16 protein-coding genes are annotated in these 16,069 nt (G+C 66.8%); 10 read left to right on the forward strand and 6 right to left on the reverse strand.

Going from position 1 to position 16,069, the window contains the following annotated elements; genetic code table 11:
* Positions 1 to 17: 17 nt before the first annotated feature.
* Positions 18 to 1,139 (reverse strand): ATP-NAD kinase family protein, encoded by a 1,122-nt coding sequence (locus ACSX1C_RS06290; RefSeq protein WP_439888708.1) that lies wholly within the window; start codon positions 1,137 to 1,139, stop codon positions 18 to 20.
* 176 nt (positions 1,140 to 1,315) lie between these two features.
* On the opposite strand from ACSX1C_RS06290, the gene ACSX1C_RS06295 reads away from it, so the two are divergent.
* Entirely contained in the window at positions 1,316 to 1,492 is a 177-nt protein-coding gene (locus ACSX1C_RS06295) for a PA1571 family protein (protein ID WP_318646158.1), read from the forward strand.
* 54 nt (positions 1,493 to 1,546) lie between these two features.
* Here the strand turns inward: ACSX1C_RS06295 and pdxB are convergent, their stop codons facing one another.
* The gene (gene pdxB / locus ACSX1C_RS06300; RefSeq protein ID WP_439888709.1) at positions 1,547 to 2,677 is read right to left on the reverse strand and encodes a 4-phosphoerythronate dehydrogenase PdxB; all 1,131 of its coding nucleotides are present in this window, start codon (positions 2,675 to 2,677) and stop codon (positions 1,547 to 1,549) included.
* 155 nt (positions 2,678 to 2,832) lie between these two features.
* Between pdxB and ACSX1C_RS06305 the strand changes: the two genes are divergently transcribed.
* Positions 2,833 to 4,215: an MATE family efflux transporter gene (locus ACSX1C_RS06305; RefSeq protein WP_439888710.1), complete on the forward strand. Its 1,383-nt coding sequence runs from the start codon at positions 2,833 to 2,835 to the stop codon at positions 4,213 to 4,215.
* The gene (locus ACSX1C_RS06310; protein WP_439888711.1) at positions 4,212 to 5,294 is read left to right on the forward strand and encodes a DUF3080 family protein; all 1,083 of its coding nucleotides are present in this window, start codon (positions 4,212 to 4,214) and stop codon (positions 5,292 to 5,294) included. The genes ACSX1C_RS06305 and ACSX1C_RS06310 overlap by 4 nt, the downstream gene beginning before the upstream one ends.
* On the opposite strand, the gene ACSX1C_RS06315 is transcribed toward ACSX1C_RS06310, so the two are convergent.
* Positions 5,252 to 5,704, reverse strand: a complete 453-nt coding sequence (locus ACSX1C_RS06315) for a gamma-glutamylcyclotransferase family protein (RefSeq protein WP_439888712.1) — start codon at positions 5,702 to 5,704, stop codon at positions 5,252 to 5,254. The two genes, ACSX1C_RS06310 and ACSX1C_RS06315, sit on opposite strands and share 43 nt — an antisense overlap.
* Entirely contained in the window at positions 5,704 to 5,955 is a 252-nt protein-coding gene (gene tusA / locus ACSX1C_RS06320; protein ID WP_318646153.1) for a sulfurtransferase TusA, read from the reverse strand. The genes ACSX1C_RS06315 and tusA overlap by 1 nt, the downstream gene beginning before the upstream one ends.
* 151 nt (positions 5,956 to 6,106) lie before the next feature.
* Here tusA and ACSX1C_RS06325 point away from each other — a divergent pair, with 151 nt between their 5' ends.
* Complete coding sequence (locus ACSX1C_RS06325; protein ID WP_439888713.1) at positions 6,107 to 6,295, forward strand: hypothetical protein; 189 nt, start codon at positions 6,107 to 6,109, stop codon at positions 6,293 to 6,295.
* A gap of 16 nt (positions 6,296 to 6,311) precedes the next feature.
* Here the strand turns inward: ACSX1C_RS06325 and rlmM are convergent, their stop codons facing one another.
* Entirely contained in the window at positions 6,312 to 7,367 is a 1,056-nt protein-coding gene (rlmM, locus tag ACSX1C_RS06330) for a 23S rRNA (cytidine(2498)-2'-O)-methyltransferase RlmM (RefSeq protein ID WP_318646151.1), read from the reverse strand.
* A gap of 157 nt (positions 7,368 to 7,524) precedes the next feature.
* On the opposite strand from rlmM, the gene acnA reads away from it, so the two are divergent.
* From acnA to ACSX1C_RS06350, 4 genes are all read left to right on the forward strand, one after another.
* Positions 7,525 to 10,269, forward strand: coding sequence for an aconitate hydratase AcnA (gene acnA, locus ACSX1C_RS06335; protein ID WP_439888714.1), 2,745 nt, complete (start codon positions 7,525 to 7,527; stop codon positions 10,267 to 10,269).
* A 151-nt stretch (positions 10,270 to 10,420) separates the two neighbouring features.
* Positions 10,421 to 11,986, forward strand: coding sequence for a methyl-accepting chemotaxis protein (locus ACSX1C_RS06340; RefSeq protein ID WP_369959408.1), 1,566 nt, complete (start codon positions 10,421 to 10,423; stop codon positions 11,984 to 11,986).
* A 193-nt stretch (positions 11,987 to 12,179) separates the two neighbouring features.
* Entirely contained in the window at positions 12,180 to 12,635 is a 456-nt protein-coding gene (locus ACSX1C_RS06345; RefSeq protein WP_439888715.1) for a GNAT family N-acetyltransferase, read from the forward strand.
* 62 nt (positions 12,636 to 12,697) lie between these two features.
* Complete coding sequence (locus tag ACSX1C_RS06350; protein ID WP_439888716.1) at positions 12,698 to 13,240, forward strand: DinB family protein; 543 nt, start codon at positions 12,698 to 12,700, stop codon at positions 13,238 to 13,240.
* Here ACSX1C_RS06350 and ACSX1C_RS06355 read toward each other — a convergent pair whose 3' ends face one another.
* Positions 13,241 to 13,921: an alpha/beta family hydrolase gene (locus tag ACSX1C_RS06355; protein ID WP_439888717.1), complete on the reverse strand. Its 681-nt coding sequence runs from the start codon at positions 13,919 to 13,921 to the stop codon at positions 13,241 to 13,243.
* A gap of 99 nt (positions 13,922 to 14,020) precedes the next feature.
* Between ACSX1C_RS06355 and ccoN the strand changes: the two genes are divergently transcribed.
* Both ccoN and ccoO read left to right on the forward strand, forming a co-directional pair.
* Complete coding sequence (gene ccoN, locus ACSX1C_RS06360) at positions 14,021 to 15,460, forward strand: cytochrome-c oxidase, cbb3-type subunit I (protein WP_439888718.1); 1,440 nt, start codon at positions 14,021 to 14,023, stop codon at positions 15,458 to 15,460.
* A complete protein-coding gene (gene ccoO / locus ACSX1C_RS06365; protein ID WP_439888719.1) occupies positions 15,460 to 16,068 on the forward strand; it encodes a cytochrome-c oxidase, cbb3-type subunit II in 609 nt (202 codons plus the stop codon). Before ccoN ends, ccoO begins: the two co-directional genes overlap by 1 nt.
* Position 16,069: the final 1 nt, after the last annotated feature.

Here is a 16,069-nt window from a genome sequence, read left to right on the forward strand (position 1 = left end):
CGATCGGGCCACCCGAGTTAAACCTCGGCAGCCAAGGGATACAGCAACTCTTCCTTATACCCTGCCCAGACCCGCACCACATCGGGGAAGGCATCGTCCAGCTGGACGTCGCCGGTGTCGACCAGCAGCGGGCGCCCCTGCAGGGTGGCGAGCTTGCGCTTGGTCGCCACCACCCGCAGATGATCGAGACCGATGGCCCGCAGCACCCGCGGGCTGATCTGCTGGTTGCCGCGACCGAGGATGTGGCCCTGACCGCCGATGGCGGTGATCAGCAGGCGCGCCGGATGCTCGGCCACCAGCTCGAACAACTGCGCCTCGTTGACATCCCGGGCGATCACCTGGCCGTTCTCGATCACGTCGACGCCCAGCAGCGTGGTCTGCAACCCCAGGTTCTGCGCCAGGCCGTGCAGGGTCGAGCCCGGGCCGAAGACATAGCGCACCCCGCTTTCCCAACTGCCTTCCAGCCAGGCCGCCAGATCGATCAGCACCAGCTCCTCCGACTCCACACCGGCCTGCTTGACCTGCTGCACGAAGGCGCCCTCCTCCGGCACGCACAGCTCGCCGTACCAGCGCGCCGCGACCCGCCCCTCGCGCAGCGCCGCCTCGTCGAGGTCGCGCACCTCGCCGCTGGCCAGGCGTACCAGACCGCCCTCGACCAGACGCCGGGTCAGCTCGCCTGCCGCCCGAGGGCTGATCGCATAGACCCCGGAATGGATCTTCACCCCGGCCGGAATGCCCAGCACCGGCTGCCCTTCGCGCACGGCCGCGCAGACATCGCGGGCGGTACCGTCGCCACCGGCGAAGAGGATCAGGGCGACGCCGGCGTCCTGCAGCGCCGCGACGGCCTGACGGGTATCGGCCGCACTGGTCGGACCCTCGGCCAGCTCGCCGGCCAGGCGATAGGCGAACCCCATCTCGGCCAGCAGGTCCGCGCCCATGGCCCCGGGAAAGGTCAGGAACTCCAGGCGCTCGCGCACCGGTTGCAGGCACTCCAGGGCGGTGCGGGTACGCTGCGTCGCCTTCGGCGTGCTGCCCAGGGCCAGCGCCTGCTCCGCCACCCCGTCGCTGCCCTTGAGCCCGGCCGGACCGCCCAGACCGGCCAGCGGGTTGATGATCAGTCCCAAATGAAATCGCTGCATAATGACCTCGTCGAACCTCCTGCGAAGGCGTTGGTAACTCTTAGAGTGCTGGCAGGGCGCCTGTTCGTTCGCGGGCGAGACTGTAACCCGAGACGCGCAGCCGGCGTCTCAACCTGTCACCACGCGTTCATCTGGGCTTCTTAGACTGCGCGCACCAACCGATGAGGAGACACGTCATGAACTCGCCCAAGCAGACCTCCGACCAGCAGGTTAAAACTGTCGAACCGCAACAGCCGGTGGGCGGCGCGATCATCGACGCCGAGGGCCACGAGGTGCCTATCACCGAGAACATGATCCAGACTGCCTGCGACGAACTGGAAAAAGACTTCGTGATCCCGGCCAAACAGCAGTGACACCGACACGACTCCTCGAGCCCAGGCCAGGCCTGGGCTTTTTCTTGTAGCGGCCTAGCGCAGACTCGCGCCCAGGGCTCTTACCAGCTGCACCAGCTGCCCGCCCTCGCCCTGCAGGGCGACGCGCAAGCCGTCGATCTCGCGGCGCATCGGGTAGTGCTTGCGCAGGGCATCGAAGGCCGCGCGGCGACTGGCGGCATCGCCCCCCAGGCTGCGGCGGAAATCGGCGTCGTCACGGCGCGGGTCGTACACCGCGCGGCACAGCGTGGCCAGGGCCCAATGCGGATCGGCCGCGGCGTCCAGCCCCAGCTCGCCGAGCCAGGGCGCCGGCATCAGCTCATCCAGCACCTGCGTCGCCTCGAGCCCCAGGTGCTGGCAGACTGCCCGATAGATCTGCGCCGTACCGCGCAGCTTGCCGTCCAGGCTGTAGCCGGCGACGTGCGGGGTCGCCAGGTGGCAGAGTTCCGCCAGCTCGACATCCGCCTGCGGCTCCCCTTCCCAGACATCCAGCACCGCTTCCAGGTCATCCCGCCGCTGCAACGCCTCACGCAGCGCGACATTGTCCACCACCGCACCGCGACTGGCATTGATCAGCCAGGTACCGGGCTGCAAGCTGGCCAGGCGGGCGGCGTCGAACAGGTGGCGGGTGCCGGCATCCAATGGCGTGTGCAAGCTGATCGTGTCGCACTGGTCGATCAGCTGCTCCAGGTCGACGAAGTCGCCCCCCTCGGCCGCCTGACGCGGCGGATCGCACACCAATACCTGCCAGCCCAGGCCACGCAGTACCTCGACCAGGCGCCCGCCGACCTGGCCGGCACCGACCACGCCGAAGCGCCGCTGCGCCAGGGGCACGCCATAGGTATCGGCCAGGCTCAGCAGGCTGCCCAGCACATAATCGACCACCCCGCGGGCATTGCAGCCGGGCGCGCTGGCCCAGGCGATGCCGGCCTGCCGCAGGCAATCGAGGTCGAGGTGATCGGTGCCTATGGTGCAGGTGCCGACGAAGCGCAACGCGCTGCCTTCGACCAGGGCCCGGTCGACCCGGGTCACCGAGCGCACCAGCAGCAACTCGGCATCGCCCAGCGCCGCACGCTCGATGGCGCGGCCGGGAAAGCGGTGAATCTCGCCGAAACCGGCGAAGAACTCGTCGAGCAAAGGGATGTTTTCATCGGCGACTATTCGCATGGCAAGGCTCCGCAAGTCAGGCGCTCATTCTAAGGCAGCCGGCCGCCAGCGTCGCCCCGCACTGTATCGCCAAAACACTTCGCCACTGCGTTTCCTGACCCATGCGTCAACGAGTAAACTGCGCGGTTTTCCCAGAGTGCCAGTGGATGACCTCTATGCCTGCCGAATCGCGCCAGCGGCGCGTGCGCACCGAACTGCGCAGCCTGCTGATCCTGGCCACGCCGATCATCATCGCCCAGCTGGCGCACACCGCCATGGGCTTCGTCGACACCGTGATGGCCGGCCGGGTCGGCCCGCGCGACCTGGCGGCGGTGGCCCTGGGCAACTCGATCTGGGTGCCGGTATTTCTGCTGATGACCGGCGTCCTCCTGGCCACCACGCCGAAGGTCGCCCAGCGCTTCGGCGCCGGCCAGCAGGCCGCCATCGGCCCGCTGGTGCGCCAGGCCCTGTGGCTGGCCCTGGCGGTCGGTGGCGCGGCGGCGGCGGCCTTGTGGAACGCCGAGGTCGTGCTGCACTGGATGGACGTCGAGCCGGCCCTGGTCGGCCCGGCCATGGCCTACCTGCGCGCGGTGGCCTGCGGCTTCCCGGCGGTGGCGCTGTATCACGTGCTGCGCTGTTTCAGCGACGGCCTGGGTCACACCCGACCGAGCATGGTGCTGGGCATCATCGGCCTGCTGCTGAACATTCCGCTGAACTACATCTTCATCTACGGCAAACTCGGCCTACCGGCCATGGGCGGCGTCGGCTGTGGCTGGGCCACGGCCCTGGTGATGGGATTCATGCTGCTGGGCATGCTCTGGTGGGTGAAGTGGGCCCCTTATTACCGGCCGAGTGAGCTGTTCGGTCGCTTCGAGCGCCCGCAGTGGCCGGTGATCCGTCGCCTGTTGGCGATCGGCCTGCCGATCGGCATCGCGGTGTTCGCCGAATCGAGCATCTTCGCGGTGATCGCTCTGCTGATCGGCGGCCTCGGCGCCACCGTGGTGGCCGGCCACCAGATCGCCCTGAACTTCAGCTCACTGGTGTTCATGATCCCCTATTCCCTGGGCATGGCGGTCACCGTGCGGGTCGGCCAGGCCCTGGGCCGTGACGACCCACGCGGGGCCCGCTTCGCCGCCGGTGTCGGCATGGCCAGCGCCCTGGCCTATGCCTGCCTCTCCGCCAGCCTGATCCTGTTGCTGCGCGAGCCGATCGTAGGGATCTATAGCCCCGACCCGGCGGTGATCGCCCTGGCCGCCGGGCTGATCGTCTATGCCGCGCTGTTCCAACTGTCGGACGCGGTCCAGGTCACTGCCGCCGGGGCGCTACGCGGCTATCAGGACACCCGGGTGACCATGCTGCTGACCCTGTTCGCCTATTGGGGCATCGGCCTGCCGATCGGCTACGCCCTGGGCCTGACCGACTGGCTCGGCACGCCCAGCGGCCCACGCGGACTCTGGCAAGGCCTGGTGGTGGGCCTGACCTGTGCGGCGGTCATGTTGGCGCTGCGCCTGAGCCGCAGTGCACGGAGGCGCATCCGGGCGGCTAAGCTGGCAGGATGAAGCCCAGAATCCTCGTTCTGTTAGCCCTGCTCGGCCTCACGGCCTGCGGCCCGACCGACGATGGCCTGGCGCTGCAGACCGACTACCTGCAACGCCTGAACAACGCCGTCGAAGGCGACGGCTTCGCCGGCTTCGACCCGGCACAGCTGCTGCGCTACCGCATGCCGCCGCGACGCCAACGGCTGATCAGCATCCCCGAGACCCGTATCGGCCTGCTCGAGCTGTTGGTCGATGTACGCCATTGCCCCGCGCTGCAGCAACAGATCAGCCAGCGCAACAGCAGCCTGGGCAAGCAACTGCAGCCGAGCAACCGCCTGGGCTACGAAGGCGATCTGCTGCGCGCCCTGCAGGCCTGCCTCGATACCCTGCAGGCGAGCCGGACGCAGGAGCTGCAGGTCACCCTGAGCGCCCTGGCGGCGCAGAAGCGCCGGCAATTGCCCGCGGTGTTCTGGAATGCCCTGAATGGCAGCCCCGAGGTCGAGCGCTACCTGCGTTTCGCCGACCAGGCCCTGCCCGTGCAGCCCGCCGAGGACACCGCGGCCCTCGATGCCCTGGCGCAGCTGGCGGCCCTCGGCAGTGCCCTGCCGCAGCGCCTGCCGCCCTCGGTGGCGCAACTCGACCCACTGTTCTTCGCCCTGCACAGCAGCGACCAGGGCGGTCAGTTGATCACCAGCCTGGCCAGCCTCCGACACACCCTGGAGCAGGCCAGCCTGTTACTGGAGCATCGCCTGCAGCACAGGCCGGTCTGCCCCCAGGGCAAACCGACCCCCGCCGGACGCATCCTGCAGAACATCTTCGTCAAGTTCTATGCCGGCGGCCTGCAGCCCTATCTGGCCCGGGTGCACCGGCGCGGCCAACGCTGGAGCGACAGCCTGCGCCGGCTCGGCGAGGCCCCTCAGATCCCGGCGGCCACGCGGGGCTACCTGCTCGACCTGGCGGGGGAGCGGGAATCACTGTGGCAGGATTTCCAGCAGACCAACGACCGACACGTTCGCGCCTGGCAGCTGGCCCTGAAGAGCTGCGGCCTGGCGCCGGGTCAGGCGGGCTGGGAGGGCCAGGCCGCCAACAGCGACCAGTAGGGCTCCGACAGGTACTCGCGCCCCGCCAGCAGATGGGCCAGGTAGTCGCTGGCCGGCAGCAGCCCCTCCTCGCGGAAGGCCGGGTTGGCGATATACACCCAGGCCGGCTGCACGCCATGGGCGGTGAGGATCGGCAGTCGCTCGCGACTGTAGTAGATCGGCGTGCCCTCGAAGGGGTCGAGCTTGGCGATCTCCTCCAGCTCGGCCAGGCGATAGAGCACACCCTCCACCACGGAGCCGCGCTGGTGGCGGATGTTGGCATAGGCGCAGCCGGGGCGATCCACCGCGCGCTTGTCGAAGCACAGGGCGTAGCCCGGCAGGCTGCCTGCCATGGCCTCGCGCACGCACAGGCCGCGCGCCTGCATGCGCGCCGGGTTCATGTTCGAGCCGTAGGCGAAGTACCAGCCCATCAGTCGACCTTCTTGCGGATCCAGTACAGGTAGGTGCCGGCCTCTTCCGCCTGCTCCAGCAACTCGTGGCCGAGGAACACACAGAACTTGGGGATATCGCGGCGGGTCGAGGGGTCGGTGGCGATCACCTTGAGCAGGCCGCCGGCCGGCAGGTCGCGCACCTTGTTGTGCAGCATCATCACCGGCTCGGGGCAGTTCAGCCCGGTGGCGTCGAGCAGGTCGTCGTGAATGGCATCGCTTCGCAGGGACATCGGCAGGCTCCATGGACAGGCCGTCATTGTCGCGCAAACCTGACCCTCAGGTCACCTTCGGCGAGCGAACCGCCTCGACTCGCTGCGCGAACTAGACTGTAGCGGCTAAAGATAGGCGCAATGCGCCTGAAGAATCTGTGGGTTTCCTTCTATGCCTATCGCCCCCGGACAACAGCCCTGGTGCCTGGTGCGCCTGGACGACAACGGTAACGAGTTCATCGTGCGCAGCGACCTCAGCCAGGAGGCCGCCGAGGCACTGGCCCGTGAGTTCGAGGCCCACGGCCACAAGCAGAGCTACTGGGCCAGGCCCCAGCCGCCTGCACCCCGCGACGAACAATGAGCCTCAGTCGAACCCGCTACTTGCCCAGGCGACGCAGGTGGCAGGTGACCTCCTCGCGGTCGTGATACAGCTGTTTGCAGGCGATCGACACCTTGATCTTGCGCGCGGCGAAGGCCTCCTCGAGGCGCTGGAGCAGGCGGCGCACCTCGGCGTAGCGCTGCTTCATCGGCAGCTTGAGGTTGACCACCGCCTCGCGGCACAGCCCCTCGCCTATCCAGGTCTCCAGCAAGGCGGCGCTGCGCGCGGGCTTCTCCACTATGTCGCAGACCATCCAGTCCACCGGCTGCCTGGGCTTCCAGGTGAAACCGTCGACCATCAGGTGCTGCACCAGCCCGGTATCCATCAGGCTCTCGGCCATGGGGCCGTTGTCGATGGCGGTGACCAGCATGCCGCGACGTACCAGCTGGTAGGTCCAGCCGCCGGGGGCGGCACCGAGGTCGACGCCGGTCATCTCGTCCGACAGGCGCTGATCCCACTGCTCGCGGGGGATGAAGGTGTGCCAGGCCTCCTCCAGCTTGAGCGTCGAACGGCTCGGCGCCTCGCGGGGGAACTTCAGGCGCGGAATGCCCATGGGCCATTGCGCCGAGTTATTGGCCTCGGCCAGGCCGACGAACACCTGCCGACCGCTGAGGAAGGTCAGCAGCAGCCGTGGCTTGTGCCCGTCCTCGAGCAACTTGCCGGCCTTGCTCAAGGCCTTGCGCAGCGGCGCCTCGAACTTCTTGCAGAAATTCGACAGCTCCTTGCCCTCGTTGCTGTCCAGCACCTCCAGCCACAGGCTGCCGCAGCTCGGGAAGTCCGCCAGGTGAGCCAGCAGCACACTGATGCGGTCGCTCTCCGGCAGTTCGACAAAGCTCCCACGGGCCCACTGCCGCGGGAAGATCAGCCGGTTGAACCGCAGCTCGGACATCAGGCGCTCGGCGCCCCCGGCCTCGCTGCAGATGAATTCGGCATAGGCCGTGCCTGGCTTGCCCTTGGCGTAGCCGGCCACCTGCAGGCGGCCGGCGTGTTCGGCGATCTCCGCACAGACCTCGCCCTCGAAACCGGGGCGGCAGTGCAGTAACAAAGTATTCATCGGGGTTCTCCTCAAGGCGCGCATTCTAACGGAGTCGGGAACCCCAGGTGGCAACGGCCTGTCCCGATAGATGGAAAGACCCGCCAAGCAGGACTAGTTTGAAGACTCTGCCGCGTTAAATCCGGCTCGCGCCGGGCGAGCCCCTAGGAGATGGACAATGCCTTCCCTCGATAGCCTGAACAGTCGTCGCAGCCTCGCAGTCGGCGACCAGACCTACCAGTATTTCAGCCTGCCGGAGGCCGCCAAAGCCCTCGGCGACCTCGACAGGCTGCCGATGTCACTGAAGGTGCTGCTGGAGAACCTGTTGCGCTGGGAAGACGGCAAGACCGTCACGGGCGACGACCTGCGGGCCATGGGCGATTGGCTCAAGAGCCGCGGCTCGGAGCGGGAGATCCAGTACCGGCCGGCCCGGGTGCTGATGCAGGATTTCACCGGGGTGCCGGCGGTGGTCGACCTGGCTGCCATGCGCCAGGCCATGGCCAAGGCCGGCGGCGACCCGCAGAAGATCAACCCGCTGTCGCCGGTCGACCTGGTGATTGACCACTCGGTGATGGTCGACAAATTCGCCAGCCAGGCCGCCTTCGAACAGAACGTGGCCATGGAGATGCAGCGCAACGGCGAACGCTATGCCTTCCTGCGCTGGGGCCAGCATGCGTTCGACAACTTCCGCGTGGTGCCGCCGGGCACCGGCATCTGCCACCAGGTCAACCTGGAATACCTCGGCCGCACCGTGTGGACCAAGGAAGAAGACGGCCGGCTCTTCGCCTTTCCCGACACCCTGGTCGGCACCGACTCGCACACCACCATGATCAACGGCCTCGGCGTACTCGGCTGGGGGGTGGGCGGCATCGAGGCGGAGGCGGCCATGCTCGGCCAACCGGTGTCGATGCTGATTCCCGAGGTGGTCGGCTTCAAGCTCAGCGGCAAGCTCAAGGAGGGTATCACCGCCACCGACCTGGTGCTGACCGTGACCCAGATGCTGCGCAGCAAGGGCGTGGTCGGCAAGTTCGTCGAGTTCTACGGCGACGGCCTGGCCGACCTGCCACTGGCCGACCGCGCCACCATCGCCAACATGGCCCCGGAATATGGCGCGACCTGCGGCTTCTTCCCGGTCGACGAGATCACCCTCGGCTATCTACGCCTGTCCGGCCGCCCGGAACAGTGCGTCAAGCTGGTCGAGGCCTACTGCAAGGCCCAGGGCCTGTGGCGCGAGCCCGGCCACGAGCCGCTGTTCAGCGACAGCATGGAACTGGACATGGACCGGGTCGAGGCCTGCCTGGCCGGTCCCAAGCGCCCCCAGGACCGGGTGGCCCTGTCCCAGGTCAGCCGGGCCTTCGATGAGTTCATGGGGCTGCAAATGAAAGCCAGCCCCAAGGAGGAGAGCCGCCTGCTCAACGAGGGCGGCGGTGGCGCCGCGGTGGGCGGCGCCGCGCAGATCGGTGAAGTCGACTACGACCATGACGGCCAGACCCACCGCTTGAAGGACGGCGCGGTGGTGATCGCCGCCATCACCTCCTGCACCAACACCTCCAACCCCAGCGTGATGATGGCCGCCGGCCTGCTGGCCAAGAAGGCCATCGAGAAAGGCCTGCAACGCAAACCCTGGGTGAAGAGTTCCCTGGCCCCTGGCTCCAAGGTGGTGACCGAGTATTTCAAGGCCGCCGGCCTCACCCGGTATCTGGACGAGCTCGGCTTCGATCTGGTCGGTTACGGCTGCACCACCTGCATCGGCAACTCCGGACCGCTGCTCGAGCCCATCGAGCGGGCCATCCAGGAAAACGACCTGACCGTGGCCTCGGTGCTGTCCGGCAACCGCAACTTCGAGGGCCGCGTGCACCCCCTGGTGAAGACCAACTGGCTGGCCTCCCCGCCCCTGGTGGTGGCCTACGCCCTGGCCGGCAGCGTGCGCATGCACCTGGGCGAGGAGCCGCTGGGCCATGGCCAGGATGGCAAGCCGGTCTATCTGCGCGATATCTGGCCCAGCCAGCAGGAAATCGCCGAGGCGATCCAGAAGGTCGACACGGCGATGTTTCACAAGGAATATGCCGAGGTGTTCGCCGGCGACGAACAGTGGCGAGCCATCGAGGTGCCGGTCGCCGACACCTACGCCTGGCAAGCCGACTCCACCTACATCCAGCACCCACCGTTCTTCGAGGCGATCGACGAGGCACCGCCCCATATAGGCGACATCCACCAGGCGCGCATCCTCGCCCTGCTCGGCGACTCGGTGACCACCGACCACATCTCCCCCGCCGGCAACATCAAGGCCGACAGCCCGGCCGGCCGCTACCTGCGCGAACAGGGCGTGGAGCCCAAGGACTTCAACTCCTACGGCTCGCGCCGCGGCAATCACGAGGTGATGATGCGCGGGACCTTCGCCAATATCCGCATCAGGAACGAAATGCTCGGCGGCGAGGAAGGCGGCCATACCCTGCACGTGCCCAGCGGCGAAAAGCTGGCGATCTTCGACGCGGCCATGCGCTACCAGGACACCGGCACCCCGCTGCTGGTGATCGCCGGCAAGGAGTACGGCACCGGCTCCTCCCGCGACTGGGCGGCCAAGGGCACCAACCTGCTCGGGGTCAAGGCGGTGATCGCCGAGAGCTTCGAGCGCATCCACCGCTCCAACCTGGTCGGCATGGGCGTGTTGCCCCTACAGTTCAAGGCCGGCCAGAACCGCAAGAGCCTGGAGCTGGATGGCAGGGAGACCCTGAGCATCTGCGGCCTGGACGGCGTCGAACTGCACCCGCACATGAACCTGACGGTCGAACTCAACCGCGCCGACGGCTCCGGCGAGCGCTTCGAGGTGCTGTGCCGCATCGACACCCTCAACGAGGTGGAGTACTTCAAGGCCGGCGGCATCCTGCACTATGTGCTGCGGCAACTGATCGCCGGCAGCTGAGCCAGATGGCAGGGCAATGCACTGCCACAACCTCGGCATAAAAAGTCCTGATGCGGGTCAAACCAAGTCGCCTCAGGCGCATTACTCTAGCGCTCAACTTTCGGCGACAACGGCCGAGAAGAACAGTATCGCCCCAGGGACATCCTCAGCCATGCGCAATAATCAGCCCATTACCCAACGTGAACGCAGTTTTCCGGCCCAGCAGCGTCTGATCTCCACCACCAATGCCAAGGGCCAGATCACCTACTGCAACGAGACCTTCATCGAGATCAGCGGCTTCAGCCGTGACGAGCTGATGGGCGCGCCCCACAACCTGGTGCGCCACCCCGACGTACCGCCTGCGGTATTCGAGCACATGTGGCAGACCCTGAAACAGGGCAAGCCGTGGATGGGCATCGTCAAGAACCGCTGCAAGAACGGCGACCACTACTGGGTCAACGCCTACGTCACCCCGGTGTCGGAGAAGGGCCAACTGGTCGGCTACGAGTCGGTGCGGATCAAGCCCACTGCCGAGCAGGTACGCCGCGCCGAAAAGCTCTACCAGCGCATCAATTCCGGCAAGTCGGCGATCCCCAGCCGTGACCGCTGGCTACCGGTGCTGCAGGATTGGCTGCCGTTCATTCTGGTCAGCCAGATCGGCTTCCTGATCGGCGCCTGGCTCGACTCCAGCTGGGGCTTCCTGCTGGCCGCCCTGCTCTCGATCCCCCTCGGCCTGGCCGGCCTGAACTGGCAGCAACGCGGCATCAAGCGCCTGCTGCAACTGGCCGAGCAGACCACCTCCGACCCGCTGATTGCGCAGATGTATACCGACAGCCGAGGCGCCCAGGGTCGCCTGGAACTGTCCATGCTCAGCCAGGATGCGCGCATGAGAACCTGCCTGACCCGCCTGCAGGACAGCGCCGAAAACCTGGCCCAACAGGCGCAGCGCGCCGACACTCTGGCCCAGAACAGTTCGGCCGGCCTGGAGCGTCAGCGCCAGGAAACCGAGCAGGTCGCCACCGCGGTCAACGAAATGGCCGCCACCACCCTGGAGGTGGCGAGCAACGTGGCGCGCACCGCCATCGCCACCCAGGAAGCCAACCGCCTGACCAGCGAGGGCCGCAACATCGCCGCGGAGACTCGCGAAGCGATCCAGCGCCTGTCGCTGTCGGTCGGCGAAACCGGCGAGACCGTCACCCGCCTGGCTCAGGACAGCAACGAAATCGGCGGCGTGGTCGATGTGATCAAGGGCATCGCCGACCAGACCAACCTGCTGGCCCTCAACGCCGCCATCGAGGCTGCCCGCGCCGGCGAAATGGGCCGCGGCTTCGCGGTGGTGGCGGACGAAGTGCGCTCCCTGGCGCAGCGCACCGCCGAGTCCACCGGCCAGATTCACCAGTTGATCGCCAAGCTGCAGCGCACCGCGGAAGAGGCGGTGATGACCATGGAAATCGGCCGCAAGCAGGCCGACGACGGCGTCGACAGCGTGCAGAAGGCCGACCAGGCCCTCGCCGGGATCAGCGACGCGGTGGCCAACATCGCCGACATGGCCAACCAGATCGCCGCCGCGGCCGAGGAACAGAGCGCGGTAGCCGATGAGATCAACCAGAACATCACTACCATCGCCCATCTGGCCGATCAGACCGCCGGAGAAGCGCAGAGCACCGCCCAGCTCAGCGGCGAGCTCACGGCCACCGCCCAAGGCCAGTACTCCCTGGTGGAGCGCTTCAACCGCTGAACCGCGCCTCGACGCACCGGCCCCGGCCGGTGCGCTTCCCCCCCTTCGGTCACGGCGTGACTGCTGCCATCAAAGGGAAAGCCCCCCCGAAGACGCGGAAAACTGGGTACGAGTAGCCTCAATACGGGCGGCTATATGCGCGGCGCCTTAACCGCCACATGCCAGCGCCCCCGGAAATAGCGGGTACAGGTATATGGATATACGCTTAGACGACCTCTCGGGCCCGGAGATCGCGGGTTTTCTCGAACAGCACCTGCAGGACATGCGTTCGGTATCCCCGCCTGAAAGCAATCACGCCCTCGACATCAACGATTTGAAGAAGCCCGACATCCTTTTCTGGACTGCCTGGCTCGATCTGGAACTGGTGGGCTGCGGCGCAATCAAGAGGCTCGACGCCGAGCATGGGGAGATCAAGTCGATGCGTACCAGCCCGGCCCATCGTGGCAGGGGCATAGCCTCATCGTTGTTGACCCATATCCTGCATGAGGCCAGGCGGCGCGGTTTCCGCCGCATCAGCCTGGAAACCGGCGCCATGCCGTTCTTCGCGCCGGCCTGCAGCCTCTATCGCCAGCATGGCTTCACGTTCTGCCCGCCCTTCGCAGACTACGCAGAAGACCCGAACAGCCTCTACATGAGCCGAATGCTGTGAGAGCCCCGAACACTACACACCTCACTAGACCCGAGCAGCATACAACCTGGGGATCGCACCCAATGAACCTGCAACCGCACCTGGCCCTATTGGCGCGCTACAACCAGTGGATGAACCTCCGGCTCTATGAGGCCTGCGGGCAACTGCCGCCTGAGGCCCTGGCCGCAGATAGAGGGGCGTACTTCGGGTCGATACTCGGCACGCTCAACCATATCCTGGTAGGCGACAGGGTCTGGCTGCAACGCTTTGCCGAGCACCCCTCCGGCAAGGCGAGCCTGGCCCCGGTGACCGCCCTGGCCAAGCCGGCCACGCTCGATCAGCTGCTGTTCCGCGACTTTGCCGAACTCTGCGCCCACCGCCGCTGGCTGGACGAGCTGATTTGCGCGTGGATCGACTCGCTGAGCGAGGACGACCTCGATGACTGCCTCGCCTACCGCAACATGAAAGGCGTGCCCGCCCGCCGCCCTTTCGCCAGTTTGCTGCTGCATTTCTTCAATCACCAAACCCATCATCGCGGCCAGGCGACCACCCTCCTGCACCAGGCCGGGCAGGATGTCGGCGTCACCGATCTGCTGGCCCTAATCCCGGACGACGATCTCGCCTAGCTAGCGTGTTAGAAAGGCCGCCACCGCATCGGCGGCCGCCTCCAGATGCTGGGCGTGAGTACGGCCCGAGCTTTTCAGCGGCTTGAGGTCGTGGTCGGCGGCCGTCAGCCAATGCACCTGGATCGTCTGTGACAGGGTATAGCCAGCCACCTTCGGGCGGTCGCCCATCGGGTCGCGCTCGCCCTGGACGATCAGGGCCGGCGTGCGCAACTCGGCCAGGTGCGCGACCCGCGGCTTGTCGGGCTTGCCGATGGCGTGGAAGGGGTAACCCAGGCACACCAGGGCGTCGGTCCCCAGCTCATCGGCCAACAGGCTGGCCATGCGCCCGCCCATGGACTTGCCGCCGATGGCCAGCGGCCCCGCGACCTGTTGCCGCACCCGGTCATGCACCGCGCGCCACTGCTCCAGCAACTTGGCCTGGGGGTTGGGCGGGCGTTTCTTGCCATCCAGGCGCCTTGCGGCCATGTAATCGAACTCGAAGCGCAGTACCGCCACGCCGCGCGCCGCCAGGCGCTCGGCCATCTGCTGCATGAATTCGCTGTCCATCGGCGCGCCGGCGCCATGGGCGAGAATCAGCGTCGCCCGGCACTCGCCCACGGGCCGATTCCACAACCAGGCCTGCCCCTCGCTCCCCTGTGCGCATTGATCCCCGTCAATACCCATGCCCTGCCCTTTGCTCATGCTTGCCTCGCTTCGATATCCGTGGGCCCTGGCCCGCTCATGCCTGTGCCCTGCGCGGCTATCGGACGTTCTGCCATAACCGTGGATGGAAGCCCAGACATGAACACAACAACCAGTGCCGCCTACAACTACAGGGTGGTCCGCCAGTTCGCCATTATGACAGTGGTGTGGGGCATAGTCGGCATGGGCCTCGGCGTGCTGATCGCCGCTCAGCTGGCCTGGCCCGCACTCAACTTCGACCTGCCCTGGACCAGCTTCGGCCGCCTGCGACCGCTGCATACCAACGCGGTGATCTTCGCCTTCGGCGGCTGCGCCTTGTTCGCCACCAGCTACTACGCGGTGCAGCGCACCTCCCAGGCCACGCTGTTCGCCCCCAGGCTGGCCGCCTTCACCTTCTGGGGCTGGCAGCTGGTGATACTGCTGGCGGCCATCAGCCTGCCGCTGGGCTACACCAGCTCCAAGGAATACGCCGAGCTGGAATGGCCGATCGACATCCTCATCACCCTGGTCTGGGTGAGCTACGCCATCGTCTTCTTCGGCACGGTGATGAAGCGCAAGGTCAGCCACATCTATGTGGGCAACTGGTTCTTCGGCGGCTTCATCCTCACCGTGGCCCTGCTGCACCTGGTCAACAACCTGGAGGTTCCGGTCAGTCTGACCAAGTCCTACTCGATCTACTCCGGCGCCACCGATGCGATGATCCAGTGGTGGTACGGCCACAACGCCGTGGGCTTCTTCCTCACCGCCGGCTTCCTGGGGATGATGTACTACTTCGTGCCCAAGCAGGCCGAACGCCCGGTGTACTCCTATCGCCTGTCGATCGTGCACTTCTGGGCGCTGATCACCCTGTATATCTGGGCCGGCCCGCACCACCTGCACTACACCGCCCTGCCGGACTGGGCCCAGTCTCTCGGCATGGTCATGTCCCTGGTGCTGCTGGCGCCGAGCTGGGGCGGCATGATCAACGGCATGATGACCCTGTCCGGCGCCTGGCATAAGTTGCGCACAGACCCGATCCTGCGCTTTCTGGTGGTGTCCCTGGCCTTCTACGGCATGTCCACCTTCGAAGGCCCGATGATGGCGATCAAGACCGTCAACGCCCTGTCCCACTACACCGACTGGACCATCGGTCACGTGCATGCCGGTGCCCTCGGCTGGGTCGCGATGATCTCCATCGGCTCGCTCTATCACCTGATCCCCAGGGTGTTCGGCCGCGAGCAGATGCACAGCATCGCGCTGATCAACGCCCACTTCTGGCTGGCCACCATCGGCACCGTGCTGTACATCGCCTCGATGTGGGTCAACGGCATCACCCAGGGCCTGATGTGGCGGGCGGTCAACGAAGACGGCACCCTCACCTACTCCTTCGTCGAAGCCCTGGAAGCCAGCCACCCCGGCTTCGTGGTGCGGGTGGTCGGCGGTGCGATCTTCTTCGCCGGCATGCTGCTGATGGCCTGGAACGTCTGGCAGACGGTACGCGCCAGCAAGCCTGCCGAGGTGGAAGCCGCCGCGCAGTTCTCGGTTGAAGGAGCCCACTGATGAAACACGAAATCATCGAGAAGAACATCGGCCTGATGGCCCTGCTGATGGTCCTGGCCGTCAGCATCGGCGGCCTGACCCAGATCGTCCCGCTGTTCTTTCAGGACGTCGCCAACGAGCCGGTGGCCGGCCTCAAGCCCTACACCGCGCTGCAACTGGAAGGCCGCGACGTTTACATCAAGGAAGGCTGCGTCGGCTGCCACTCGCAGATGATCCGCCCGTTCCGCGCCGAGACCGAGCGCTACGGCCACTACTCGGTGGCCGGCGAGAGCGTCTGGGATTACCCCTTCCTGTGGGGCTCCAAGCGTACCGGCCCGGACCTGGCCCGCGTCGGCGGCCGCTACTCGGACGAATGGCACCGTGCCCACCTGTACAACCCGCGCAACCTGGTGCCCGAGTCGAAGATGCCGGCCTACCCCTGGCTGGTGGAGAACACGCTGGACGGCCAGGACACCGCCAGGAAGATGCAGATCATGCGCGGTTTCGGCGTGCCCTACAGCGATGAGGACATCGCCGGGGCCAGAGACGCGGTGAAGGGCAAGAGCGAGATGGACGCGCTGGTCGCCTACCTGCAGGTGCTGGGCACCGCACTGAAGAACAAGAGGTAAG

The sequence above is a fragment of the Pseudomonas sp. MBLB4123 genome, from assembly GCF_051904775.1.
GTDB lineage: Bacteria > Pseudomonadota > Gammaproteobacteria > Pseudomonadales > Pseudomonadaceae > Aquipseudomonas > Aquipseudomonas benzenivorans_B.